22 protein-coding genes are annotated in these 25,300 nt (G+C 63.4%); 8 read left to right on the top strand and 14 right to left on the bottom strand.

The window, feature by feature from the left end; genetic code table 11:
• Nucleotides 1-46: 46 nt before the first annotated feature.
• A complete protein-coding gene (locus CFR71_RS03685; protein ID WP_110527126.1) occupies nucleotides 47-784 on the bottom strand; it encodes a P-loop NTPase family protein in 738 nt (245 codons plus the stop codon).
• 175 nt (nucleotides 785-959) lie between these two features.
• On the opposite strand from CFR71_RS03685, the gene purM reads away from it, so the two are divergent.
• Together purM and purN are read left to right on the top strand one after the other, a co-directional pair.
• Nucleotides 960-2,096, top strand: coding sequence for a phosphoribosylformylglycinamidine cyclo-ligase (purM, locus tag CFR71_RS03680; protein ID WP_110527123.1), 1,137 nt, complete (start codon nucleotides 960-962; stop codon nucleotides 2,094-2,096).
• A 1-nt stretch (nucleotide 2,097) separates the two neighbouring features.
• On the top strand, nucleotides 2,098-2,724 hold the full coding sequence (purN, locus tag CFR71_RS03675; RefSeq protein ID WP_110527120.1) for a phosphoribosylglycinamide formyltransferase: 627 nt from the start codon (nucleotides 2,098-2,100) through the stop codon (nucleotides 2,722-2,724).
• 197 nt (nucleotides 2,725-2,921) lie between these two features.
• Here the strand turns inward: purN and ndk are convergent, their stop codons facing one another.
• Entirely contained in the window at nucleotides 2,922-3,344 is a 423-nt protein-coding gene (ndk, locus tag CFR71_RS03670) for a nucleoside-diphosphate kinase (protein ID WP_110527117.1), read from the bottom strand.
• Between the two features lie 170 nt (nucleotides 3,345-3,514).
• Here ndk and CFR71_RS03665 point away from each other — a divergent pair, with 170 nt between their 5' ends.
• Nucleotides 3,515-5,407 carry an ABC-F family ATP-binding cassette domain-containing protein gene (locus CFR71_RS03665; RefSeq protein WP_110527114.1) on the top strand — a complete coding sequence of 631 codons (1,893 nt, stop codon included), beginning with the start codon at nucleotides 3,515-3,517 and terminating at the stop codon, nucleotides 5,405-5,407.
• A gap of 319 nt (nucleotides 5,408-5,726) precedes the next feature.
• Nucleotides 5,727-6,845, top strand: a complete 1,119-nt coding sequence (locus tag CFR71_RS03660; protein ID WP_239019240.1) for an AI-2E family transporter — start codon at nucleotides 5,727-5,729, stop codon at nucleotides 6,843-6,845.
• 156 nt (nucleotides 6,846-7,001) lie between these two features.
• On the opposite strand, the gene CFR71_RS03655 is transcribed toward CFR71_RS03660, so the two are convergent.
• The 5 genes from CFR71_RS03655 to CFR71_RS03635 form a co-directional block, all read right to left on the bottom strand.
• Nucleotides 7,002-8,345 (bottom strand): hypothetical protein, encoded by a 1,344-nt coding sequence (locus CFR71_RS03655; protein ID WP_239020251.1) that lies wholly within the window; start codon nucleotides 8,343-8,345, stop codon nucleotides 7,002-7,004.
• An 834-nt stretch (nucleotides 8,346-9,179) separates the two neighbouring features.
• A complete protein-coding gene (locus tag CFR71_RS03650) occupies nucleotides 9,180-9,764 on the bottom strand; it encodes an HAD family hydrolase (protein WP_110527106.1) in 585 nt (194 codons plus the stop codon).
• Complete coding sequence (locus CFR71_RS03645) at nucleotides 9,761-10,255, bottom strand: hypothetical protein (protein WP_110527103.1); 495 nt, start codon at nucleotides 10,253-10,255, stop codon at nucleotides 9,761-9,763. Before CFR71_RS03645 ends, CFR71_RS03650 begins: the two co-directional genes overlap by 4 nt.
• Before the next feature lie 198 nt (nucleotides 10,256-10,453).
• Complete coding sequence (locus CFR71_RS03640) at nucleotides 10,454-11,596, bottom strand: DegT/DnrJ/EryC1/StrS family aminotransferase (protein ID WP_110527100.1); 1,143 nt, start codon at nucleotides 11,594-11,596, stop codon at nucleotides 10,454-10,456.
• Nucleotides 11,593-13,566, bottom strand: a complete 1,974-nt coding sequence (locus CFR71_RS03635; RefSeq protein WP_110527097.1) for a polysaccharide biosynthesis protein — start codon at nucleotides 13,564-13,566, stop codon at nucleotides 11,593-11,595. Before CFR71_RS03635 ends, CFR71_RS03640 begins: the two co-directional genes overlap by 4 nt.
• 77 nt (nucleotides 13,567-13,643) lie before the next feature.
• On the opposite strand from CFR71_RS03635, the gene CFR71_RS03630 reads away from it, so the two are divergent.
• Nucleotides 13,644-14,645, top strand: coding sequence for a glycosyltransferase family 4 protein (locus CFR71_RS03630; RefSeq protein ID WP_110527094.1), 1,002 nt, complete (start codon nucleotides 13,644-13,646; stop codon nucleotides 14,643-14,645).
• Nucleotides 14,646-14,749: 104 nt separating this feature from the next.
• Here CFR71_RS03630 and CFR71_RS03625 read toward each other — a convergent pair whose 3' ends face one another.
• From CFR71_RS03625 to CFR71_RS03615, 3 genes are all read right to left on the bottom strand, one after another.
• Nucleotides 14,750-15,196, bottom strand: coding sequence for a hypothetical protein (locus CFR71_RS03625; protein ID WP_165829191.1), 447 nt, complete (start codon nucleotides 15,194-15,196; stop codon nucleotides 14,750-14,752).
• 124 nt (nucleotides 15,197-15,320) lie between these two features.
• Entirely contained in the window at nucleotides 15,321-15,737 is a 417-nt protein-coding gene (locus CFR71_RS03620; RefSeq protein ID WP_110527091.1) for a MarR family winged helix-turn-helix transcriptional regulator, read from the bottom strand.
• Nucleotides 15,738-15,898: 161 nt separating this feature from the next.
• The gene (locus tag CFR71_RS03615; RefSeq protein ID WP_408889261.1) at nucleotides 15,899-17,356 is read right to left on the bottom strand and encodes a leucyl aminopeptidase family protein; all 1,458 of its coding nucleotides are present in this window, start codon (nucleotides 17,354-17,356) and stop codon (nucleotides 15,899-15,901) included.
• Nucleotides 17,357-17,476: 120 nt separating this feature from the next.
• Between CFR71_RS03615 and CFR71_RS03610 the strand changes: the two genes are divergently transcribed.
• From CFR71_RS03610 to fdxA, 3 genes are all read left to right on the top strand, one after another.
• A complete protein-coding gene (locus CFR71_RS03610; protein WP_110527085.1) occupies nucleotides 17,477-20,122 on the top strand; it encodes a helicase-related protein in 2,646 nt (881 codons plus the stop codon).
• Nucleotides 20,119-20,451, top strand: coding sequence for an RNA-binding S4 domain-containing protein (locus tag CFR71_RS03605; RefSeq protein WP_110527082.1), 333 nt, complete (start codon nucleotides 20,119-20,121; stop codon nucleotides 20,449-20,451). The genes CFR71_RS03610 and CFR71_RS03605 overlap by 4 nt, the downstream gene beginning before the upstream one ends.
• Nucleotides 20,452-20,628: 177 nt before the next feature.
• Entirely contained in the window at nucleotides 20,629-20,961 is a 333-nt protein-coding gene (gene fdxA, locus CFR71_RS03600) for a ferredoxin FdxA (protein WP_110527080.1), read from the top strand.
• 140 nt (nucleotides 20,962-21,101) lie between these two features.
• Here the strand turns inward: fdxA and cyoD are convergent, their stop codons facing one another.
• The 4 genes from cyoD to cyoA are packed head-to-tail and all read right to left on the bottom strand — an operon-like array spanning nucleotide 21,102 to nucleotide 24,965.
• On the bottom strand, nucleotides 21,102-21,434 hold the full coding sequence (gene cyoD, locus CFR71_RS03595) for a cytochrome o ubiquinol oxidase subunit IV (RefSeq protein WP_110527077.1): 333 nt from the start codon (nucleotides 21,432-21,434) through the stop codon (nucleotides 21,102-21,104).
• Nucleotides 21,434-22,039, bottom strand: a complete 606-nt coding sequence (cyoC, locus tag CFR71_RS03590) for a cytochrome o ubiquinol oxidase subunit III (RefSeq protein WP_110527074.1) — start codon at nucleotides 22,037-22,039, stop codon at nucleotides 21,434-21,436. Before cyoC ends, cyoD begins: the two co-directional genes overlap by 1 nt.
• On the bottom strand, nucleotides 22,039-24,033 hold the full coding sequence (cyoB, locus tag CFR71_RS03585) for a cytochrome o ubiquinol oxidase subunit I (protein ID WP_110527071.1): 1,995 nt from the start codon (nucleotides 24,031-24,033) through the stop codon (nucleotides 22,039-22,041). Before cyoB ends, cyoC begins: the two co-directional genes overlap by 1 nt.
• A gap of 5 nt (nucleotides 24,034-24,038) precedes the next feature.
• On the bottom strand, nucleotides 24,039-24,965 hold the full coding sequence (cyoA, locus tag CFR71_RS03580) for a ubiquinol oxidase subunit II (protein ID WP_165829188.1): 927 nt from the start codon (nucleotides 24,963-24,965) through the stop codon (nucleotides 24,039-24,041).
• Nucleotides 24,966-25,300: the final 335 nt, after the last annotated feature.

The following is a 25,300-nucleotide window of genomic DNA, read 5'->3' as shown; positions in this document are numbered from 1 at the left end:
TGCAAGGGTAGGACAGCAGCGCGGGCATTGACCAGAGGGGGCTTTGCTACGCCTCCCCCGCCGGAAGGGTTTCGCATGCGGCATCGGGGGGCAGCAGGTCGCCCAGTTCCGCTATCGCCATGGCGCGCGTGACCGGCCGCCCTGTGGCAAGGGCGGCATGGTCAAGCCGACGCGCGACCTCCACCATCGCGGCGGCAGTGCGCGGCAGCCGGCGCAACAGCCACTCCAGCACGGGATGCGCCACGACAATCTGCCGCTCCGCCAGCAGCCGCAGGAGCACGATCCGCAGCAGCGTATCCTCGGGCTGGCGCATCTCCACCGCCATGGTCGCGCGCAGCCTGCTCTGCAGATCCGCCAGTGTGACAGGCCAGCGCGCTGGCGCCGCCCGCCCGGCCAGCGCCAGCGCCATGCCATGTTCGCGCGCGCCGTTGAGCAGGTGCAGCACCGCGCGTTCGTCCGCGCATCCCTGCGCATCATCCAGCGCGATGGCCATGATGCCCGAACGGCGTTGCGCCCCGAACAGGCGCGCGACATCATCGCGCGTCAGGTCCGGCCCCGACAGCAGCACCGCGTCATGTTCGCTGGCCCAGATTTCCAGAAGGTGCGTCTTGCCGCATCCCCGCGCGCCCCACAGCGCCAGCCGCCGGTCGGGCCACGCCGTGCGCCCCAGCAGCCACGCGCGGGCCGCCGCGTTGGAGGGGGCGGCGACAAAACCCGCCCGCGTGAAACGCGGCTTGTGCGCAAAGGGCAACACAAGCTGCCCGATCGTGTCGCGGATCGGCATTTTCTCCGTTTTCGGCCCTGTGCGCGTAACCACCGCTTGGTGCCCGGCCCCGGCTTGACGTAAAGAGAAGCGCAAAGACCGTATTGACCCCAATGCTGTCGCATCCATCGCGTCTTCCATAGCCCGCGGGCAGGAGTCCGGGAAAGCGATAGTTTGACGATGAAGGCCCCTGCGCATGACTTCCGCCCCCACCAATCCCCCCACCCCTTCGTCCCCCGATGCGTCCCGCGCGGACGCAGCGTCCGGGGGGGCGACCTATCGCGATGCGGGCGTGGACATCGCCGCGGGCGACGCGCTGGTGGAGGTGATAAAGCCGGCCGCCCGCGCCACCGACCGTCCCGGCACGATGGGCGGGCTTGGCGGATTCGGCGCGCTGTTCGACCTGAAGGCGGCGGGGTTTTCCGACCCTATCCTGGTGTCGTGCACCGATGGCGTCGGCACGAAGCTGATGATCGCCATCGAAAGCGGACTGCATGAAACGGTGGGCATCGACCTTGTGGCGATGTGCGTGAACGACCTTGTGGTGCAGGGGGCGACGCCGCTGTTCTTCCTCGACTACTTCGCGACGGGGCACCTGTCGGTCGATGACGCGGCGAAGGTCGTGCGCGGCATCGCGGCGGGCTGCGCGGGGTCGGGCTGCGCCCTTGTCGGGGGGGAAACGGCGGAAATGCCGGGCATGTACGCCGCCGGGCATTATGACCTTGCCGGGTTTTCGGTGGGGGCGGCCGAACGCACCGCGCTGCTGCCGCGCGACATCCGGCCCGGCGACACGCTGATCGGGCTGCCGTCCGCCGGGGTGCATTCCAACGGATTTTCGCTGGTGCGCGCGATCGTCAAGCGTTCCGGCCTGCAATGGGACGCGCCGTGCCCGTTCGCGGCGGGACAGACGCTGGCGCAGGCGCTGATGACGCCGACGACGCTGTATGTCCATCAGGTCCTGAACCTGCATCATGCGGGCCTGTTGCAGGCAGCGGCTCATATCACGGGTGGCGGCCTGCCGGGCAACCTGCCGCGCGTGCTGCCGCGCGGCACGCGCGCCGTGATCGACGGGCAGTGGGATATCCCGCCCGTCTTTGGCTGGCTTGCGAAAACCGGTCAGGTCGCGACCGACGAAATGCTGCGGGTATTCAACTGCGGGATCGGCATGGTCCTTGTCACGCGCGATCCTGACGAAGTCATGAAGCGCCTGTCCGAAACGGGCGAAAAAGCACATGTCATCGGCCGGATCGAGGCCGCCGACACCCCCGACGCCGATGCCACGCTGGTGATGAAGACGCAGCCGGATTTCGGCGCGACCGGGACCCGTGCCTGAAATGACGGCCATGACCAAGCGCCCCATCGGCATCCTGATCAGCGGGCGCGGCAGCAACATGGGCGCGCTGATCGCGGCATGCGCGGCGGCGGATTATCCCGCGCGCATCGCCATCGTCATCAGCAACAACCCCGACGCGCCGGGGCTGGAGACCGCGCGCCGGGCGGGACTTGCGACGAAGGCGATCGACCACCGCACCTTTGGCCGCGACCGCGCGGCGCATGAGCGCGTGATTGACGCCGCCCTGCGCGACGCAGGCGTGGAGGTCGTCTGCCTGGCGGGATACATGCGCCTGCTGACGCCGTTCCTGACGCAGGCATGGGCCGGGCGGATGCTGAACATCCATCCCAGCCTGCTGCCGTCCTTTCCGGGGCTGCACACGCATGAACGCGCGCTGCAGGCCGGGGTGCGCCTGCATGGCTGCACCGTGCATCTGGTGACGGAAGAAATGGATGAAGGCCCCATCATCGGGCAGGCGGCGGTGCCCGTCCTGTCCGGCGATACGCCCGACAGCCTTGCCGCGCGGATCCTGACGCAGGAACACCTGCTGTATCCCGCCGCCCTGCGCCGCGTGCTGATGCCCGACACGCGGGCGGAGGCGACGGCGGACGCGCTGCTGTGTGTCTGAAAAACCGCTTTGGGCGGGTTACTTGAAATAAACGTTTCCGGGTGCTGTCTTTTTTAAGAAAGGCGGCATCCTTCGAAGCTTTTTGAAAAAAGCTTCACCAAAAACTTCTGATATTCAAAGGCAGCCTTCATAAAGATCCGTCCATAAAAAAAGCCGGCATTTCTGCCGGCTTTTCCCACTGATGTCCGCAGGGACGATCAGGGCAGGATTTCGGTCCCGGCGAAGAAGAACGCGATTTCGTTCTTCGCGTTTTCCAAGCTGTCGGAGCCATGGACGGAGTTCGCTTCGATGCTTTCGGCGAACTGCGCGCGGATCGTGTGGGCCTCGGCCTTCTTCGGGTCGGTCGCACCCATCACTTCGCGGTTCTTCGCCACCGCGTTCTCGCCCTGCAGCACCTGCACGACGACCGGGCCGGAGACCATGAAGGACACCAGGTCGTTATAGAACGGGCGTTCCTTGTGCACTTCGTAAAACGCGCCGGCCGTGGCGGGCGTCAGCTGGATGCGCTTCTGCGCGACGATGCGCAGACCCGCGTCCTCGAACACGGCGTTGATCTTGCCGGTCAGGTTGCGGCGGGTCGCGTCGGGCTTGATGATCGAAAGGGTACGTTCGACAGCCATGGAACTGGCTCCTTTTTAACTCAGATACGTTGTGATCGACAGGACATGGCACCACAAGGGCACGTGGCGTCCTTACCTGACGCCATCTAGAGCATATCGCCAAGGACTGGTAGGTACTAGCGCGACGAATCCTGCCATCCGCGCCACATATTCCCGGAGTACCGCGTTTCGTGAGCCTGCTTGTCATATCCGACCTGACCCTTCGCATCGCGGGGCGCACCCTTCTCAACGGGGCCAGCCTGACCATCGATCCCGGCCGCAAGGTGGGACTGGTGGGGCATAACGGGGCGGGAAAATCGACGCTGCTGGCCGCGATCGCGGGGGATATCGCGCCCGATGGCGGGGAAATCCGCCTGTCGTCGCGCGCGCGCATGGCCCGCATCCGGCAGGAGGCGCCGACGGGACATGGCTCACTGCTGGAAACGGTGCTGGCAGGCGATACGGAACGCACCGCCCTGCTGGCGGAGGCGGACAGCGCGACCGACCCGATGCGCATCGCCGACATCCATGAACGCCTGCGCGCCATCGACGCCCACAGCGCGCCCGCGCGCGCGGCGGGCATCCTGTCGGGCCTGGGATTCGACATGGCGGCGCAGGCACGTCCCGTCTCGGATTTTTCGGGGGGATGGCGCATGCGCGTGGCGCTGGCGACCGCGCTGTTCCTCAATCCCGATCTGCTCCTGCTCGACGAGCCGACGAACCACCTCGACCTTGAGGCCACGCTGTGGCTGGAGGGGTGGCTTGCGCGTTTCGCGGGCGCGGCGCTGATCGTCAGCCACGATCGCGGGCTGCTGGACCGCGCGGTCGATGCGATCGCCCATCTGGACCGCGGCAGGCTGACGCTGACGCCCGGCGGGTATGAGGAGTTCGTGCGCATCCGCACCGAACAGGCCCTGCAGCAGGCACGCATGGCCGAACGCATCAATGCGCGGCGCGCGCACATGCAGTCCTTTGTCGACCGTTTCCGCGCCAAGGCCACCAAGGCGAAGCAGGCGCAGGCGCGGCTGAAGGCGCTGGAGAAGCTGCCGGTCATCGAATCGGTGGTCGAGGATGCGCCCAGCCAGTTCTCCTTTCCCGAACCCTCCCCCCTGCCGCCGCCGATGCTGACGATGGACCGGGTTTCGGTCGGATATGGCGACACCACCATCCTGTCGAACCTGTCGCTGCGCATCGACATGGAGGACCGCATCGCCCTGCTGGGCGCGAACGGCAATGGCAAGTCCACCTTCGCCAAGCTGGTGGCCGGACGGCTTGCGCCGCAATCGGGCACCCTGTCGCACAGCCCCCGCCTGCGCGTCGGCTATTTCGCGCAGCATCAGGCCGAGGAACTGCGTCCCGACGAAACGCCCGTCGATCACATGGCCCGCGCCCTGCCGGACGCGACCCCGGTGGCGGTCCGTTCGCAGCTTGCGCGTTTCGGGCTGGATGCCGCGCGGGCCGAAACCGTCACGCGCGACCTCTCGGGCGGGGAAAAGGCACGCCTGCTGCTGGCCCTTGCCACGCGGGATGCGCCACACCTGCTGATCCTTGATGAACCGACGAACCATCTTGACCTGGACGCGCGCGACGCGCTGATCCGCGCGCTGGCGGAATTCGAAGGCGCGGTCCTGCTGATCAGCCACGACCCGCATCTTGTGGAACTGGTGGCCGACCGGCTGTGGCTGGTGGGCGATGGCGGCGTCCGCACGTTCGAGGGGGACATGGCGGAATACCGCGCATGGCTGATCGAACGCGCCCGCGCGGCCTCCTCGGACGGGGAAAGCCCGCGTCCGGCCGCGCCCGCGCGTCGGGAGGACCGTCGCGAACGCGCCGAGGCGCGCAAGGCGCTTGCCCCCCTGCGCCGCCGCATCCGCGACGCGGAGGCACGCATGACGAAGCTCGCCACGGAACAGGCGAAGGTGGAAGCAAGGCTGGCGGATCCCACCCTGTATGAAGCGGCAGGCAGCGCGGAAGAAGTAACCGCCCTCAACACCCGCCTCGCCACCCTGCGGCGGGAGCATGAAGCAGCGGAAGAAGACTGGCTGGCCGCGGAAACGGAACTCGAAGCCGCCGAGGCGCAATGAGCTTGCGCCCGGCATGGCGTCCGCGACCGTCCTGTCGCGCCCCTGTCGCGACGGGGTTGCGCGCATGGCGCGTCGTTCCTGCACGCTTTCTTCATATCGCGGGGCGCATGGTGGCCCCGCATGTTGCGGCGGCACATGGACGCGACGATGATGCATTCGCGGCGTGACCTTGCGCGTGGCGACATATCCGCCACCGCATGAAAAAACACGAATGTCGCGGGGGCGACCGCCATGTTGGCGCGTTTCCCAAGACCTTCGCGCAACGCGACGGCAGCATTCCGATCATTTCCCCCATCCTTACCAACCCACGGAAACCCTGATGCCCTCTTCCAAGACAGAGCGTGACGCCCCGCCCGAAGCGGAAGGAGCGGCGGAGACCGCCCTTGCCCGCGACCCGCAGGCGGAACAGCTTGCCCGCATTCACCACCTCCTGCGCCTTGCCCTGGTGGTCACGATGCTGGTGGTGTCGATCTGGCTGGTGGGCGATGTGCTGATGGTGCTGTTCGCTGCCACGCTGGTGGCGGTGATCCTGCATAACCTCGCCACCCATCTGGAACGTCACACGCGCCTGCCCTACTGGCTGGCGCTGAGCATTGTCGTGCTGGTCATCATCTCCGCCCTGACCGGCCTGATCTGGAGCAGCGGGCCGGAGATTTCGGAACAGGCCATCCGCCTGCGCGCCGCCCTGACGGAACAGGCGCATAACCTTCGCGACCATATGGCCGACAGCACGCTGGGGCGCATGATCCTCGACAACCTTCCCGCCTCGCTCGGCGGGAACGAACATTCGTCCGAAGGCAACGGCTTTGGCTCCATCGCGGGATCCATGACGGGGTTCGTCACCTCCGCCTTCGGCGCGGCGGGCACGCTGGCGGTGGTCCTGATCGCCGGGCTGTATTTCGCGATATCGCCCGAAATCTATGTCAACGGCACGCTGCGTCTGGTGCCGCGTGACTATCGCGCGCGGGCGCGCGACCTGCTGCTGACGGCGGGGCAGACGCTGTGGGCGTGGACGGCGGGACAGGCGCTGGACATGACGGTCGTGGGGCTGCTGTCATTCATCGGCCTGTGGATCATCGGTGTGCCGCTGGCCCTTGCGCTGGGGGTCGTGGCGGGGCTTGCGAACTTCATCCCCTATATCGGCGCATTCGTCGGGGCGGTGCCTGCCGTCCTGATCGGGCTGTCGCAGGGGACGCGCGAAGGGCTGACGGTCCTGGGCCTGTATGCCGCCATCCAGTTTTTCGAGGGCAACGTCATGGCCCCGCTGATCCAGCGTCACGCGGTCAAGATGCCGCCGGGACTGACCATCCTGTCCCAGACGATTTTCGGCACCATCCTGGGCATTCCGGGGCTGATCCTTGCCTCCCCCCTGACGGCGGCACTTCTGGCGATGATGGACAAGGCCACGCCGCCACTGTCGGATGACGAACGGGTCTGAACGCATCACGGGCGCGGAAGCCCCCTCCCGCGCCCGTTCATGACATCCTGAGCGACACGCGCCGCCCCGATACGCGTCCCTGGGGGACATGGTCCCCGAAGTCAGGCCCGATGGCAGGGACGCATGCCGCCACCTGCCGATTCCCCGCACCGGCAACTATCGGTCCATGCCGCCTGACACCCGGCATAGACGGGGCAGACGTATGACGGCGGACTCGCCATCATGATGTTTCTGACGGTTCAGCGCCGTGGGTATATCGTGGCATTCTTCTACATTCATGTCCGGCAAAAAACGTCTGAGAAGACCCGTATAGTCCTTTTCGCCGGGGTCGCCGGGTTCCACCATCCAGATGGGCCGTCCCGATGTCAGAAGCATCCGGGCGGTTCTGCCGGGAAAGTAATCAAATGACGCCTCCATCATGTCATTCATGCCCACGAAATGAAGGTTTTCCGGGTGTCTGAAAAACGGGGCCAGATAACTCAGGTTCCGGCCCATCAGAAGCACGACGCTATCCCTATCCACATCCTGTGCCGCCACATCGAATGTCTTTTTGGAAAAATTGTTATGCCCGAACCCCGGATAACGTGTCGTCAGCCCCAGAAAGACGAGGAGTGCGGTTGTCGTAATCATGACGGGCGTCCTGATCGATTTATGATCCGCGCATAACAACAGATCCCTTGTGGCACTTATCATCAGGAACCCGGTCATGGCCTCTATGGGAATGGCATAGCGCAGGATCGAATACAGTCTGATCCAGACGACATATCCCACGATAGAGAAAGCAAGGACGGCGATTTTCCGGCGCCCATCAACCGTAAGCGGGCCTTTTTCCCTGAACGAAAAGGCCAGATGCACGACCAGCCAGAGACATGAAATCATGGCCAGGGCAAAGCGCCAGTCGGTAAAGGCCGGTTCGGTGACGATCTTTTCCTTATGGCCCAGCCAGAAAAATGGATATGCGATCCATTGAAGTATTGTCTTGGGCTTGTAACGCTGATCCGTGAATGCGCTGGCTGGCGCCCAGTTGGAATGGAAGAATTCGTTGAACATCGGGAAAACAGGATTTCCCGTCTGGTGCCACAGATGGACCGCCCACCATCCATATGTCACGAAGAATCCCATGGCGCATCCGGCAAGGCACAGAAGCGCCGAAAGCATGCGCGTGCGCCTGTCTGATGACATGACCAGAACCGCGGCAAGGATGGCGGGACCGTACGTCACTTCGGTAGGTTTGATCCCGGCGGCCAGACCGGTCATGATCCCGCCGGCAAGGCTCCTCCATTTCAGGGAACTGTCAGTCTCCTCCACCGTATTTTTCTGCGGAGAGAGTATGACAAGGCCAACGCCGACAAGCACAAGATCGGCAAGCGGCACTTCATTGGACGACAGCCCCGCCTGACATACCGCCGCGGATCCGGTCACGCCGATAATTACGGATGCAATTATTTCATACAGGCCGAATCCCTGCTTTTTGTCGTCATTGCAGGCAATGCCCTTCATGAACCATATGACGATGCATATCAGTACACCGTACCAAAGCCCCTGATACGCAGCGAAAATACGTGGGTGGTCGGAAAATATCCCGGTCCCGAGCCAATAAAGCGGAAGGTCACCAAGGGGATTGAAAAAGGTCTGCAGATCCGCCGGATAAAGGTCCAGCCCTTCGCGATGCGTAACAAAGGCCCAGGGATCATAAAGGTGGTAATTCCTTAAATCTGCCGATCTGTCCTGCCTCATGCCGACTGAAACAACAGAACCTGCGATCAATGATAATAAATAAGGAACCGCCCGTCGGAAGATCGTGTGAAGCAAGCCTCACCCCCCAGTAATATTAAACCGCGACATGCGATCGAATGAGAAACCTATATATTTGATGGGAAGGAATTTCCGGTCCTTTCTGACACCCTGCCGAAATATGATAAGGAAACCCGGACCTGCCGGATTCGATCTTTACCGGCCGGACAGGAAGGGAATCTGGCATGATTTAATGAAATCCGCTGATCTGTGTTTGATATTCGCATATGTATGCGCTGTAAATTATTTATAAGTATCAATAGGTCACAACTTCCTCCTCCTCCCTTGCGCCCTGTTACGACAGCGTGGTTTCCCGGGCGGTTTCTTCGGTCAGGATATATGCCAGCTCCGTGGCATCAGGGGCCGCCTGAAAAGACAGGCCCAATAATTCCTGAAATCATAAGGAAGTTTTTGCTGAAGCTTTTTTCAAAAAGCTTCAAAGAACGCCGCTATTTTGAAAAAAAGACAACACCCGGAAACGTTTGTTGCCTTATATCAGCAGGCTGTTTTCAAACAGGCCCGGAAATCCTTCTTCCAGGATCAGGCCAGCAATGTCGCGACATCGACATAGGCCATGCCGGCGTTCCGCGCGGCGGCCATGCCTTCGCGACTGTCCTCGAACACGAAGCAGTGCTCCGGCGCGACCCCCAGCCTTTTCGCGGCGGCAAGGAACAGGTCCGGCGCGGGTTTGCCATGCTGCACGTCATCAATGGTCAGCATCGCATCGAACAGGTGATCCAGCCCCACCCGCGACAGCGATGCCCGCACGATCTGGCGCGACCCGTTGGAGGCGACAGCCATCGGCAGGCGACGGTGATACTGCCGCGCGATCGCGGCCACGGCCGAAATCTCCTCCAGTTCCTCCAGCAGGTCATGCAGGCTGGCCCGCGCGGTGGTGATGATGCGTTCGCGGTCCACGCGACGGCCCAGACGATCCTCCACGATATCAAGGACCATGTGTTCGGACATGCCGCCATGGCCGTAAAACCATTCGCGTGGGACGGGCTGCCGCGTCACCTCCTCCAGCGTCGCAAGCCACGCCCGCAGATACAGGGGCAATGTATCGACAAGCGTGCCGTCACAATCGAAAATCAGCGCCTTCATGCCCGGCGGCACGATGCTCATGGAAATGCGGACCGGGGATAGTTGTACTGGTTGATGAGTTCGCGCAGCGGGGCGAAATCCTTGTCGCTGAAATGATGGATGCGGATGACCGCGCCAGGCCGTTCCTCGACAAACACGGTGTTGTTCCAGTCGGCGGCACTGATTCCGGTCCACAGGGTGATGCGGAACGGCCCGTCATCGCCCGGCGGCGGGGCGGAGGCATTGTCCACATGCGCGACGCGCAGTTCCAGGATCGCGTCACCACTGGATGGCGGCGTCTGACCCAGCGGGCCCCAGCCCGCCTTGTGATCGGCAAGCCAGTCGTTAAGCGTCTTGACCTGTGCCGCGGTCAGGACCCGATCCTTGCGCATCGGGCCGACGGAAATGGTGCCTGACTGCAACTGCGGGAAAGTCAGGGGATGGAAATTGGGCATGGCCATCGACCACAGCCCCGCGGCCGTACCAATCGTTATGACCAGGAACCCGATCAGCAGGGCTGTCTCACGTCTCATCTGTGTCTGTTCTCCTTGGCGCATCTTCCGGCGCCATGTGCCCCGGAACGCGCGAACGCGCCCCCATCAGTACCGCATATCCGCATGCCGGGATATCCGGATCCCATACTGCAAACCCGCGCGCCGCGACCACCCTGCCGGGGTAGGACCTGCCACGCGCCGCCGCCGGTGGGCAGATGCCCCGTCATCAGGCGGGATTCAGTCATGCCCGCAGACAGCGGCGACGACACGCGCGACATCCCACCGCGCCAGCTGCGGATGCAGCGGCAGGGCGAGGATGCGATTCGACAGGTCCTCCGACACCGGCAGCGACACGCCATCATGATGCGGCTGGTACGCGGGCTGCTTGTGCAGGGGACGCGGGTAGTAAATCGCGGAGGCCACGTTGCGCGCCTGCATCTGCCGTTGCAGGGCGGCGCGATCCTCCGGCCCGCGCGTCAGCACGGAATAGATCGCCCACACCGACTCGCTATCGGGCACGCGCGCGGGGGGGATGACCCGCTCCGCCACGCCGGCGTCATAGACGCGCGCGATGTCGCGACGGCGGGCAAGATCCAGGTCAAGGACATCCATCTTCGCCAGCAGCACCGCCGCCTGAATGGTATCAAGCCGGGCATTCATGCCGGTCCGCAGCACCTCGTACCGGGTTTTGCCCTCCCCATGGCTGCGGAGCGAACGATACAGCTCGGCGCGTTCCGGGTCGTCGGTCAGGATGGCCCCGGCATCGCCATAGGCGCCCAGCGGCTTGGACGGAAAGAACGACAGGGTGGTCGCCGTCGCCTCGCGCCCCAGCCGCCGTCCCGACAGGCTGGCGCCAAAGGACTGCGCGCAGTCCGCCATCAGGAACATGTCCTCCGCCGTGGCGATGGCGCGCAGTTCCGGCCACGGCGCGGGCTGCCCGAACAGGTCCACGCCGATGATGGCGCGCGGCCGCAGCCTGCCCTGCGCGCGGACATGGGCGATGCGCTGGCGCAGGCTGGCGGGATCGATCTGGAAGGTATGCGGATCGACATCGACAAAAACCGGGGTCGCCCCCAGTACCAGCGGCACCTCCGCCGTGGCGGTATAGGTAAAGGCGGGCAGGAACACAGCATCGCCCGCGCCGATTCCTTCCGCCATCAGGACGACCTGGATCGCATCGGTACCCGATGACACGCCCACGCAGGCCGCGGCCCCGACATAGGCCGCCAGCCGTTCCTCCAGCTCCTGCACCTCGGGCCCCATGACGAAACGGCAGTGTTCCATGACCCTGTCGAGGCGGACCCGCAGGTTATCGGCTATCACCTTCTGCTGGCGGGGCAGGTCCAGAAAACCAATCGGTTGTTCAGCCGAAGAGGTCATGATGCGTTCCTTTCACGGTCGGTCCCACGGGCCGGCGCCGGCTGGACGCCGGATGCTCCCCTGTGGACGAATTCAGGCACAAGCTTCTTGAGCAGCACAAGCGCGGCGCCAGCATCGCCTGCCCTGCATGCCCCTACCATCGCATCCATGATAGACGTCGCCAGCGCAAGGTCCACCGTGCGCGGCGTTGCCATGCGCAGCCCGCTATGGCCGGTGGGGCGCGGCACCTCGCGCTGGTGAAACAGGTCTTCGGACAGCTTTTCGCCCGGCCGCGCGCCGGTAAAGCGGATGTCGATGTCCTGCCCCGGACGCAGCCCGGCAAGGATGATCATCTGATGCGCCAGGTCGACGATACGGACCGGCTGCCCCATATCGAGGACGAATATCCCCCCCGCCCGCAGCATGTCGTCGATCCGCCCCTCCCCCGGCCGGGTGTCCATCCCGCGCGCGCTGGCCTGCAGCACAAGGGCCACGGCCTCCGCCACGGTCATGAAATAGCGTTCCATTTCGGGATCGGTGATTGTCAGCGGGCCGCCACGTTCGATCTGGTGGCGAAACAGCGAGACGACGGACCCGGCGGAGCCCAGCACATTGCCGAAACGCACCGTGATGCAGCGCAGGTCCCGGCCATCGCGCCGCGCCGTCATGTCGAGGGCCTGGCAGTACATTTCCGCCACGCGCTTGGACGCGCCCATGATGCTGGAGGGATTGACGGCCTTGTCGGTGGAAATCTGCACCATGGCCCGCGTGCCATGCCGGCGCGCCGCGTCCGCGACGACGCGGGTGCCCTCGATATTGGTCAGCAGTCCCTCGCACGGATTGTCCTCGACCATCGGGACATGTTTCAGCGCGGCGGCATGAAAGACCAGTTCAGGGCGATAGCGCGCAAAAACCTGTTCGATGCGCTGCGGGTCGCGCACATCGGCAATCACGATATGGCGCGGCACCCGTGGCGCCTGTTCGGACAGGGCGACGTCGATGCGCCACAGGGGATATTCCCCGTTATCCAGCAGGATCAGGCTTTCGGGGGCATAATGCGCGATCTGGTGGACAAGCTCGGTCCCGATGGATCCCCCCGCCCCGGTCACCAGAACCCTGCGCCCGCGCAGCATCCCCTCCAGCCGCCCGAAATCGGGGGGAACAGGCGGCCGGTTCAGCAGCTCCTCGATCTCCACGGGGTAGAGTTCGCTCCATTCCGGGGCCGTGACCGCCGCGATATCGGGCATGCGCCGCACCTGCGCCCCATGCGCCTGCGCAATCCGCAGCACCGTGGCAAGCGCGGTCCCGGTGCAGCACGGATCCACGATGACCCTGACCGCATGGGACGCACCGTGGGCGCACAGGCGGTCGAGGACCTGATCGAGTTCATCGACCGTCCCCAGCACGGGCACGCCATGGATGCGTCTGCCGCGACGGTGCGCGCCATTGACCACCATGCCGGTCACCGCCATTCCCGCCGACGCCGCGCGCAGGAACAGGTCCGCGCTCTTGCCGTCCGCCACCAGCACGATGCGGCACTGGGCGTCGCTTCGCGCCCTGCGCTGCTGTCGCCACTGCCGCCATTTCTGGTAAATCAGGCGGCTACCCGCCAGCATGACCATCAGTACGAGCATATGGATGACGGGAAACGTCACCCCCGGCGGCCCGTGGCCGACAAGAACCTGCCCCCCGGCATAGAAAAGGGCCGCCAGTAGGGCAGCCCATGCCAGACGCCAGAAATCGGCACTCCCTGAAAAACGCCAGTGCTGCTGCGCGATGCGGAAAGGAAGTCCCCCCGCCAGCAACGCAATGGCGCCAGCCGCCATCGGCCGCCAGCCCCAGCCTGCGACCTCCCCTCCGGAGGCCAGCCATCGCGCGCAGGGCACGGCGCAGGCCCCGATGCAGCAATCGAGACTTACGTTCACGACGATTGCCTTTATCGTAAGCAGCCGATGAATGAACGCGCCTGACCTGAGAGATTGCACAACCATTGCCCTTCCCCCTATAGCCCAGCAGAAAGAGCGTCCAAAGGGAAGATCATGTTCCAAAGCGTAAAGCCGGTCCCGTGATGGCGACGGCGGCACTGTCCGTGGCGATCTGGTGTCTTTCCGCGCTGCTGGTGCGGGTCATGATCCGCGTGCGGGTGCTGGATCATCCCGTCGCGCGCAGCGCCCATGCCGTCGCGGTGCCGACCGGCGGGGGGATCGGCGTCATGACCGCGTTCATGGCCGGGCTGCTTCCCGCCTTCATGATATGGGGAACAGGCTGGAGCAGCTTTCCGGTGGGGGGTTTCCTCGGCGGGCTCGCGCTGCTCTGCCTTGTGTCGTGGTACGATGACATCCGGCCACAATCCGCCGCCATCAAGCTGCTGGCACAGTGCGCGGCAGCTGTCACCATCGTCTTGTCCCTGCACGTTTCATACGGCGGCCAGACAGGAATTTTCGACATCATCGCCAGCATCGCCTGGCTGGTCTTCATGGCGAACTGCGTCAATTTCATGGACGGGCTGAACGGGCTGGCATCGGGGACGGTCCTGTGCGCCTGCCTGATGCTGGCATGGCTTGCCCCCATGGCGGGGGCCGGGGTCGTCACGCCCATCGCCCTGGCCATGGCGATCGCGATGACAGGCTTCATGCCGTTCAATTTTCCCCATGCCCGTATTTTCATGGGCGATGTCGGCAGCCAGGGATGCGGCATGGTGCTGGGGACGCTCGGCCTGATCATGGGCCATAAGGGCGGCTGCTGGGGCTGGAGCGTCATGGTGCTGCTGCTGGCCAACTTCATGGGCGACGTGCTGTTCACGCTGGTACGGCGATATTACGAAGGCGAATCGGTTACGACGGCACACCGGGGGCACCTGTACCAGATCGCGCACCGGACCGGGCTGTCCTGCGCCATCATCGCACCCATGGCATGGGGGGGCTGTCTTCTGGGGGGGAGCATGGCGTGGATGGCCCGCGCGGGACTGGTATCGCTTCCGGTCGCCTTTGCACTGGCCCTTGGTCCACAGGTGGCGTGGGCCGCCTATGTCATCCATCGCACCCACACCCATCCCATCGGCGGGTGGTAGGCTTTTCCCAACAAAAAAGGGACCGACCCTACGGCCGGTCCCCCTTGTGACTGTCGCCCCGCAACGGGGTGCATGGATGTCAGGCGCGCTTGCTGGACGCCAGCTTACCTGACCATCGTGATCTTCATGCCCTGCGCCGCGGCGGCAAGGCGACCGCCCTTGCTCTGGGTCACCAACTTGATCTTCACGCCGTTGGGGTTGCTCAGCACGATACCCCCGACGCCTGTCCCGGCAGTGGCCTCGCCATTCACGGCGGCATAGCTGCCTTCCAGATCCTTGGCGGCATGCAGATTATAGACTTCGCCGCTGCCCGTGACCTTGGAATAGCCGACCGCCGCGATGGACCCACCATCGATGCGGAAACGATAGGTATGTTTCTGGAACGTCAGACGTCCCGATCCCCAGGTGCGACCGATACCGATATCGGCGGACTGAACCTTGATCGTGACATGTCCCACCGGCGTTCCAAGCGCATCATCGGCCTGAGCCGCGACGCCAAGAAGAGGCATCGCCACAAGGGCGACTGCCGCCGCGCGGGTTACCATGCGAATCATCGATTTCTCCTACCCGTTTGCCCGTTACCGTATGAAAGGAAGATAGCCACCACCTGACGCGCCACAAGGGCGGCGGTTGCATGGGGCCATGAGAAACTCACAGCCCCCTGGCCAGGCAGCCTCAGCCCGCGCGACGCAGGCGATCTTCCATACGGCGGCCGCGCACCTTGCGGACCGGGGCTGCGGCTTCCTCTTCGCGCGGGGCCGTCGCCTCGTTCACGATGGCCGACAGGTCGCGCAGGTAGGCCTTGCCCTTGAGCGTGCGACGGATCAGGACCGAACGGCCATCCATCGGGTCGCGCGTGCGCCACGCAAGGTCGAGGTCCTGCAGGCGGTCCAGCGCGCGGGTGATCGCGGGCTTGGACACGTTCAGCTCCGCCGCGAGGCCACGCACCGTATGCGCGTCATCCTGCAGGTAGCAGGTCAGGAAGACCGCCAGCTGACGCGCCGACAGATCGGGGCCATCACGACGCACCATCGAAACAATGGTGTCGCGCAGGGTATTGATCATCGAATCCGAACCTGATGACATTGCCATCACTACAATCCTTGTCTGTTGTCCAGAGGCCGGCCCGGACAGGCCTCCCTGCCTGCGGTGTCGGTCGGACACGGGGTAACTATGGTATTGCACATATAATTGGCAATTACGGCATATATAAGTCGCAGAATGCAAATTAGTTTCTGGGACGGATCGTTACTTCAGTCACCTTTTCTCCCACCGAAATCGAAGATTTTTAAAATTCCTTCGTAAGTTGCTCTTAAACAAAGGTTTTCTCCACCCTCCGGACGACCGGGACGTGCGGAATCATTCCATCCATACGTATCGATATGAGCCCAGCGCACACCAGTTTTGACAAAATTCTGCAAAAACAGGGCCGCCGTGACCGCCCCCGCCATGGGTCGGGATGAAATATTGTTCATATCTGCCACCGGACTGCGCAGCCATTCGCGATACCCGTTCCACAGCGGCAGACGCCACATCGGATCGGCGCACATGTCGCCCGCCGCCAGCAGGTGAACCGCAACCGCATCGTCATTGCAGAACAGCGCGGGCAGGTCCGGCCCCAGCGCCACGCGCGCCGCCCCGGTCAGCGTGGCCGCGTCGATCAGGAGATCAGGGCCGGAGTCGCACGCAGCACTCAGCAGGTCGCACAGCACCAGCCGCCCTTCCGCGTCGGTATTGCCGACCTCCACCGTCTGTCCCGAACGGGTGACAATCACGTCCGACGGACGCATGGCATGGCCCGACACGCTGTTTTCAACACAGCCCAGCCGCAGTTCCAGACGCAGCGGCAGGTCGCGCAGCATCACCAGCCGCGCCAGCGACAGCATCAGCGCGGCGCCCCCCATGTCCTTTTTCATCCGCAGCATGGAGGACGCGGGCTTGATGTCGTATCCCCCCGTATCGAAACACACCCCCTTGCCCGCCAGCGACAGCAGCGGCGCATTCACGTCCGCCCCGCTGCCACGCCATTGCGCCACCACGACGCAGGGCGGCCGGTCGGATCCCATGCCCACATGCGCCACGGTGGGATAGTCGCGCCGCAGTTCCTCGCCCGTGATGACCTTCACATCCGCGCCCTGCGCCGACAGCGTCAGGCGCGCGGCATCGGCCAGGTCCATCGGTCCCATCAGGTTGGGAGGCGTGTTGATGAGGTCACGCCCCTGGCAGATGCATGCCGCGACCTCGGCGGATGCGACGGCCTGTTCCGTCACCACAAGGCGGGGGGCATCACTGTCCGATGACCGGGCGCGCCCGAACGCGGGCATCCGGTAGGCGCCAAGGCAGAAGCCAAGGACGATATCCCCCGCCCCGACATCCGCGGGCGCCTGCACACGCCACGCGCCTGCGGGCAGGCGCGGCGGCAGCGCCCCGAAGACGAACGGATCACAGCCGCCATCGTCCCTGCCATCGCCCAGCCCCAGCAGCGCCGATTCCACGCCCTGATCGCCGGGCAGAAGCAGCACCTCGCCATATTTCGCGCCAAAGCCCATGTCCGTGGCAAAGGCCACCGCCCGGCCGCCCGCCAGGTCAGCAAGCTGCGGCAGCTGGGCAGGGCGAAGCGCATGGACCACCCGCACGCGATGCCCGCCCACCGCCGCCTGCGGCAGCAGGCAGGGAAAATCGTCAAGTGTCATGACATCTGGCCCTTTCATGTCATTTTCATCTCCAGCGTGCGTCCGACACGCGCGGCGTGCAAGCCATGACAGTGCAATATACGGACAGGTATGCGGGTTTTGCTTGCATTTGCACGCAGGTCGCCAGAGCATGCTGGCATGACGGGTGTACCCATGGGGGCTGGCCCCCTTCATTCCGCCGCCGGACGCGCGACCGGCATTTCGTCCTCCGCGCAGGTGCGCGCCGTACTCGGCCCCACCAATACCGGAAAGACGCATCTGGCCATCGAACGGATGCTGGCGCATGCCAGTGGCATCATCGGCTTTCCGCTGCGTCTTCTGGCACGCGAAAACTATGACCGCATGGTCGCGCGCAAGGGGGCCGGGGCCGTCGCGCTCATCACCGGCGAGGAAAAGATCATCCCGCCCAACGCGCGCTGGTTTTCCTGCACGGTGGAGGCAATGCCCCTTGACCGGCGGGTCGCGTTCGTCGCCGTCGATGAAATCCAGCTCTGCGCCGATCCGGACCGGGGGCATATCTTCACAGACCGCCTGCTGCATGCGCGCGGACAGGTGGAAACCATGTTCCTGGGGGCCGACACCATCCGCCCCCTGCTGCGCCGGCTGGTGCCGGGCATCGAAATCGACCACCGCCCGCGCCTGTCCCACCTGGCGCATACCGGGGCCACCAAGCTGACGCGCCTGCCGCCCCGTTCGGCCATCGTCGCCTTTTCCGCGGCCGAGGTTTACGCCATCGCCGAACTGATCCGCCGCAGGCGCGGGGGATGCGCCATCGTGATGGGACAGCTGTCGCCGCGCACCCGCAACGCACAGGTCGCCCTGTATCAGGACAAGGAGGTCGACTACCTCGTCGCGACGGATGCGATCGGCATGGGGCTGAACATGGATGTCAACCATGTCGCCTTCGCCAGCCTGTCGAAGTTCGACGGCACGCGCATGCGCCCCCTGACGCCCGCCGAAATCGCGCAGGTCGCGGGCCGGGCCGGGCGGGGCCTGCGCGACGGAACCTTCGGCACGACCGGAATGTGCCGCCCCCTGTCCGAAGAGGTCGCCGAAGCGGTGGAGGAACACCGTTTCGACCCGCTGACGCGCCTGTCGTGGCGTAACAGCGAACTCGATTTTTCCAGTCCCGACGCGCTGCTGTCGAGTCTGGGGCGCTCCCCGCCGCTGCCGGAACTGACAGCGGGGCATGAGGCGTCGGATGTGCTCGCGCTCGCCAGTCTGGCGGCCAATCCGGAAATCCGCGCCCTTGCCCGTTCACGCGCGGCGACCCGCCTGTTGTGGGAAAGCTGCCAGATCCCCGATTTCCGCAAGCTGGGCGATGAAAGCCATATCCGCCTGTGCGCGCGCGTCTTTTCCTATGTCATGCGCGACGGACGGGTGCCCCCTGCCTGGATGGAAGGGCAGATCGCCGCCTTCCTGCGTCCCGAGGGCACGATCGATTCCCTGATGCACCGCCTGTCCGGCATCCGTGTCTGCGCCTATATCGCCGCGCGTCCCGACTGGCTGCGCAACGCGCAGTACTGGCAGGACCGCACGCGGGAGGCCGAAAACCAGCTTTCCGATGCCCTGCATGAACAGCTGACCGCCCGCTTTGTCGACCGGCGCGCGGCAACCCTGATCCGGCGCCTGGATGAAGGGGGTGCTGACGACCTGCTGTCCGCCGTCACGGCACAGGGCGAGGTCCTGGTGGAGGGCCATGCCGTCGGGCGCATCGCGGGGCTGGACCTTCTGGCCGAGGGGATTGATGTCCCGGACCGGCGGCTGCTGATGCGCGCGGCGCGACGGGCCGTGCGCACCGAAATCCCGCGCCGGGTGCATGTGCTGGCCCACGCGCCGGATTCCTGTTTCGATTTCGCGGAGGACGGCCGCCACCTGACATGGGAAGGCGTCAATGTCGCGCGCCTGCGACGGGGCCATCAGCTGCTGCATCCCCGTATCGAGGTCCTGGACAATCCGCTGCTGGATAACGTGCAGCGCGAGCGTATCCGCGAACGGCTGGCGGAATGGCTGGGGCGGCATGTGCGCGAGGTCTTCGCCCCCCTGTTCGCGGCCCAGGCCGCCATGCCGGACGACCCGACCCTGCGTGGGGTCGTGCATCGCCTGATGGAAGGCGCGGGCCTCACGCCACTGGAACGGCACGAGGAACGTTCGCGCGGCCTGCGGGGGCACCTTGGCCGGCTGGGGATCCGCATCGGGCAGCTGGCGCTGTTCATGCCCGCGCTGATGAAGCCGCGCGGCATGCGCCTGCGCGCCATCCTGACATGCGCCCACATGGAAACGGAAATCCCGGACCTGCCAGCCCCCGGCAGGATCTCCGTGCCCCATGACCTGCTGCCCGCCCCGTTCATGGACCGCATGGGCTGGATGCGGGCAGGCCCCGTGCGAATCCGCGTCGATATCGCGGAAAAGCTGATTACCGAACTGACACGCCAGACACGGCAGCATCCCGTGCCGCTGTCGCACGCGCTGGCATCGCGCCTGAGCATCCGCCGTGACGCCATACAGGCCGTGCTGAAGGGGCTGGACATCCATGTGCGGCCACCACGCCCGATGCCACCTGAACAGTTCGGCCCCCCTGCCCCGACCATGCTGGTGGGCCGCCTGCGCCGCAAGGGATCATCCGGGGCGTCAGGCCCCGTATCGGGCCGCCATTCCCGGCGGCAGGAGGGCGCGCATGGACATGGATCAGCAGGGGATGTTCAGGTCGTCGCCCGTCGCCCGGCCATTCGCGAGGATCACCCCTTCGCCGCGCTGGCGGTGCTGAGGGACCGCAGGGCATGAGCCGCAGGCCATCCGCCGCGCCCGTCACGCAGGACGGGATCGCGCAGACGCAGCGGCTGGACCTGTGGCTGTGGCATGCACGATTTGCGCGGAGTCGTAACGACTGCGGGGAATTCATCGCAACGGGGCATGTCCGCATCAACCGCCAGCGCACCGTAAAGGCCCATGCCCAGGTGCATATCGGCGATGTCCTGACCCTGCCGTCACCGGATCGTCGCACCGTGATGGTCGTTCGCGTCACGGGCTTTGCCCGCCGCCGCGAAGGCGCGTCAGCTGCACGGATGCTATATGAGATTATTCCAGAAATTGATGAAAAGCATCGCGAATAACACACCACGCCACGGATTATTCATTTATGGGCGTCTTTGACTTGCCACAATGGCAAAAGCCTCTCATATCTTCGGCCATTCTCGATGAGGTTTTCTGCCCTGGATGGCGCCCTCGTCTCATGTCCCTGGCTGGAAGACATACTGCTTCGGCCTGTAAATAATGATCGGAGATAGGCGATGACCTATGTGGTCACCGAAAACTGCATTCGCTGCAAGTTCATGGATTGCGTCGAGGTCTGCCCCGTCGACTGCTTCTATGCGGGTGAAAACTTCCTGGTAATCAGCCCGGACGAATGCATCGACTGCGGCGTGTGCGAGCCGGAATGCCCGGCCGAGGCAATCTTTCCCGATAGCGACGACCGCGCCACCGCCTGGGCGGAAATCAACGCCAAATACGCAGGCGTCTGGCCCAACATCACCCGCAAGGGCGAACCCCCCGCCGATGCGGAGGAATGGAAGGACAAGCCCAACAAGGCCGAACTGCTGTCCCCGGAACCCCAGAAAAACTGATCTAGGGAAAACTGGCCCGGAGAAAACTGATCCGGGCACCCCGTTCATGAAAAAGGGCCGGCGAGGATTTCCTCGCCGGCCCTTTTTTTGATCCCTGGCCGGGCATCCTTTGCGGGATGCCCGGACCCGGCTGATATCGCTTAGCGCGACATCATGTTGATCGCGGTGTCATGCATGATGAAGACCGTGCCGCCAACCAGGATCAGAACCGTCACGACCGTGAAAGCGAAGGCCATGACATTCCAACGCTGCTCGGACGAAGCGTTCATATGCAGGAAGAAGATCAGGTGAACGACGATCTGCACCACGGCGAGGAGCGTGATCGCCCCGGCGGTTCCGGACGGTGAGAACGTATGCGCCATCACCAGACCGAAGGCCGCTGCCGTCAGCAGAACAGAGATCACGAACCCGGTGAGGTAAGACCCTACACTCCCGTGGCTCTCGCCTGAGGCGGATGTATGTGCATCAGACATCAGATCACACTCATCAGATAGACAAAGGTGAAGACACAGATCCAGACGATGTCCAGAAAGTGCCAGAACAGGCTGAGGCAGGTGAGCTTGTTGATCATGCGCTCGTTCAGCTCGGTCTTGCCTGCCGTCTGGAACAGCAGAACCGCCATCCACAGAAGGCCGCAGGTGACATGCAGACCATGCGTGCCAACCAGCGTGAAGAACGACGACAGGAACGCGCTGCGATCCGGGCCGTTGCCTTCGGCAATCATGTGAGAGAACTCACGAAGTTCCATGAACAGGAAGCCCAGGCCCAGCAGGAAGGTCACCCCCAGCCAGGTCCGCATCGTGCTGATCTTGTTATCGTGTGCGGCGATCATGCCGAAACCGTAGGTAATGGAGCTGAGCAGCAGGATCGCTGTTTCAATTCCGACACCCGACAGTTCGAAGACTTCATGACCATTCGGTCCGCCGTTGAACTGGGTCCGCAGCACCGCGAACACAGCAAACAGCGTGCCGAAGATGATGCAGTCCGTCATCAGATACAGCCAGAACCCGAACACCACGGGAGATTCGTGGTGTTCTTCGTGGGCGTGGGCCGCATCAGCAGTAATATTATGCGCCATTATTCTGCTGCCTGTGCTGCCATAAGGTTGTGGGTGTGCTCGTTTTCAATGCGGACAACCTCGGAAACCGGCACATAGTAGTCGACATCGTTGTCGGACGAACGTGCGATCACCGTCGCGATGACGCCAATCAGACCAACAGCTGCCAGCCACCAGATCCACCACACAGCGGCAAAGCCAAGGATGAAGCTGAACGCACCGATCAGGAAACCACAGGCCGTGTTCTTCGGCATATGGATCGGCTGGTAATCACCACCCGCATTGCGCGTGTCGATACCGGCTTCCTTATCGTGGGCAAACGCATCCAGTTCATGAACAACCGGCAGGATAGCGAAGTTGTAGAACGGCGGAGGCGAAGACGTGGACCATTCCAGCGTGCGCGCATTCCAGGGATCACCCGTCATGTCACGGTTTTCAGCCAGGTTGCGATCACGGATCGAAACATACAGCTGCGTCAGCTGGCACACGATACCCAGGGCGATCAGGACCGCACCGAATTCCGCGATCAGCAGCCAGGGGTGCCATGCGGGATTGTCGTAGTGGTTCATACGACGGGTCATGCCCTCGAAGCCAAGGACATACAGCGGCATGAACGCGAAGTAGAAGCCAACGAACCAGAACCAGAACGCCCGCTTGCCCCACGCTTCGTTCAGCTTGAAGCCGAAGGACTTGGGGAACCAGAAGTTCATGGCCGCGACGTAACCGAAGTACACGCCACCGATAATCACGTTATGGAAGTGGGCGATAACGAAGAGACTGTTATGCAGCACGAAGTCCGAAGCCGGGATCGCAAGCATAACGCCGGTCATGCCACCGATGGAGAAGGTGATCATGAAGCCGATGACCCAGTACATGGTCGCGTGGAATTCGACGCGGCCCTTATACATGGTGAACAGCCAGTTGAAGATCTTCACGCCCGTCGGGACCGCGATGATCATGGTCATGATGCCAAAGAACGCGTTGACGTTCGGGCCGGCACCCATGGTGAAGAAGTGGTGAACCCACACGACCAGCGACAGGACCATGATGGACGCCGTGGCGTAAACCATCGTCTTGTAGCCGAACAGCGGCTTGCGGGAGAAGGTCTGGGTGATTTCGGAGAAGGCACCGAAAGCAGGCAGAACCAGGATGTACACTTCGGGATGGCCCCAGCCCCAGATCACGCTCAGATAGAGCATCTGGTTGCCGCCGCCGTCATTGGTGAAGAAGTGCATGCCCAGGTAACGGTCAAGACCCAGCAGACCCATCGCAACGGTCAGGATCGGGAAGGCCACCATGATCAGCACGGTCGTGCAGAAGATGGTCCAGGTGAACACCGGCATCCGCATGTAGTCCATGCCAGGCGCACGCATCTTCACGATGGTCGTGAAGAAGTTCACACCCGTCAGCAGCGTGCCGACACCAGACAGCTGAACCGCCCAGATGTAGTAGTCGACGCCGACGCCAGGGCTGAACTGCTGTTCGGACAGGGGCGGATACGCCAGCCAGCCGCACTGCGAGAACTCACCGATGAACAGGGAGACGTTGACCAGCAGGAAGCTGATGGTCGTCATCCAGAAGCTCAGCGTGTTCACGAAGGGGAAGGCAACGTCGCGCGCACCGATCTGCAGCGGCACCACGATGTTCATCAGACCCTGCATGAACGCCATGGCCATGAAGAAGATCATGATCGTGCCATGGGCGGAGAAGATCTGGTCATAGTGATGCGGCGGCAGGTAACCGGGGTTCCCGGCATAGGCCAGCGCAAGCTGCGAACGCATCATGATGGCGTCGGCGAAACCACGGAACAGCGCAACGAGCGCGACCACGATATACATGACGCCAATGCGCTTGTGATCGACCGAGGTCAGCCACTCACGCCACAGGTAACCCCATTTGCCGTAATAGGTAATCAGCCCCAGAACAGCCAGCCCCGCGATCGCGGCACCGATAAAGGTTCCAACAAGAATCGGCACATCGATAGGAATGGCCGACCAGGTTAATTTTCCTAACATCTGTCCTATTCCTTCATATTCATGTCGGACATTGCGGACTGCTGCATGTGCAGCATTTTGCCGGTGCTCTTATCCATGACCATGCCGTTGTTGTACTTGGCAACGATATCGTCAAACAGAGTCGCATCGACATGCGAGAAGTACTCGACCGGGTTCGCCTCGCTCGGCGCAGCAAGCTTGGGATAGCTTGCGCTGTCCAGCTGCTCGGACGAAGCCTTCACCTTTTCCACCCACGCGCTGTACTGGTCCGCCGGCATTGCCAGGGCACGGAAGCGCATGTCGGAGAAGCCACGGCCACTAAAGTTAGAGGATTCACCCTGGAAATCACCAGCCTCATTTGCGATCAGGTGAAGCTGCGTCTGCATGCCTGCCATGGCGTAAATCATCGTGCCAAGCTGGGGAATGAAGAACGAGTTCATCACGGAATCAGAGGTGATCCGGAAATCAACCGGCGTATTCACCGGCATCGCCATCTGGTTGACGGTGGCAATTCCTTCATCCGGATAGATAAAGAGCCACTTCCAGTCCAGCGCCACGACCTCGACATGGATCGGCTTGACGTTCGCTTCGGCCTCAAGCGGCTTGTACGGGTCAAGCGAATGGCAGGTCTGGTAGGTCAGCACAGCCAGGAACAGGATGATCAGGCTGGGCACGGCCCAGATAATCACCTCGATCTTGTTGGAATGCGACCATTTCGGCAGATATTCCGCCGAGGTGTTGGACTGACGGTAATGCCAGGCAAACACCAGGGTCAGGATACATACCGGAATGACAACCAGCAGCATCGCATAGGTGGAGGTCAGGATCAGGCTTTTTTCCTGTGCCCCGATCACACCTTTGGGGTTCAGCGTATCCCAATCGCATCCTGCCAAGAGGGCTGCGGAGGACAAGCACATTAATTTCGATAATCTTGGCAAGATTTTTTTCTTCATCTCACGCCTCGTTGGTTTCGACATCACCCTATTTCGCTCACATCCTCGCTTCATCCACGGGCACTAACAACAACGGTCACGTTATACGCACGCCACGGGCCCTGCATCTGCGTTCGTGCAGGCAACAACGTCCCACAACAGCGACATCGCGCCTTCGTCAACTCCCGAAAATCAAACATAATGGTTTTTTTCGGTTTGCATCTGTCATGAGTTGGTTGCCGACCGGCTGACCATGATTTCGATCAATCCAGCCCATCAGATATCAATCCTGTTTTCTGTCAGGGCAGATCGGACCGGTAATCGCGATGCCGTCCTGTGTCTTGAAGCGTACCTTT

The organism is Novacetimonas pomaceti, assembly GCF_003207955.1.
GTDB classification, from domain to species: Bacteria; Pseudomonadota; Alphaproteobacteria; order Acetobacterales; family Acetobacteraceae; genus Novacetimonas; species Novacetimonas pomaceti.
This window is presented reverse-complemented; position numbering and strand designations above follow the sequence as displayed.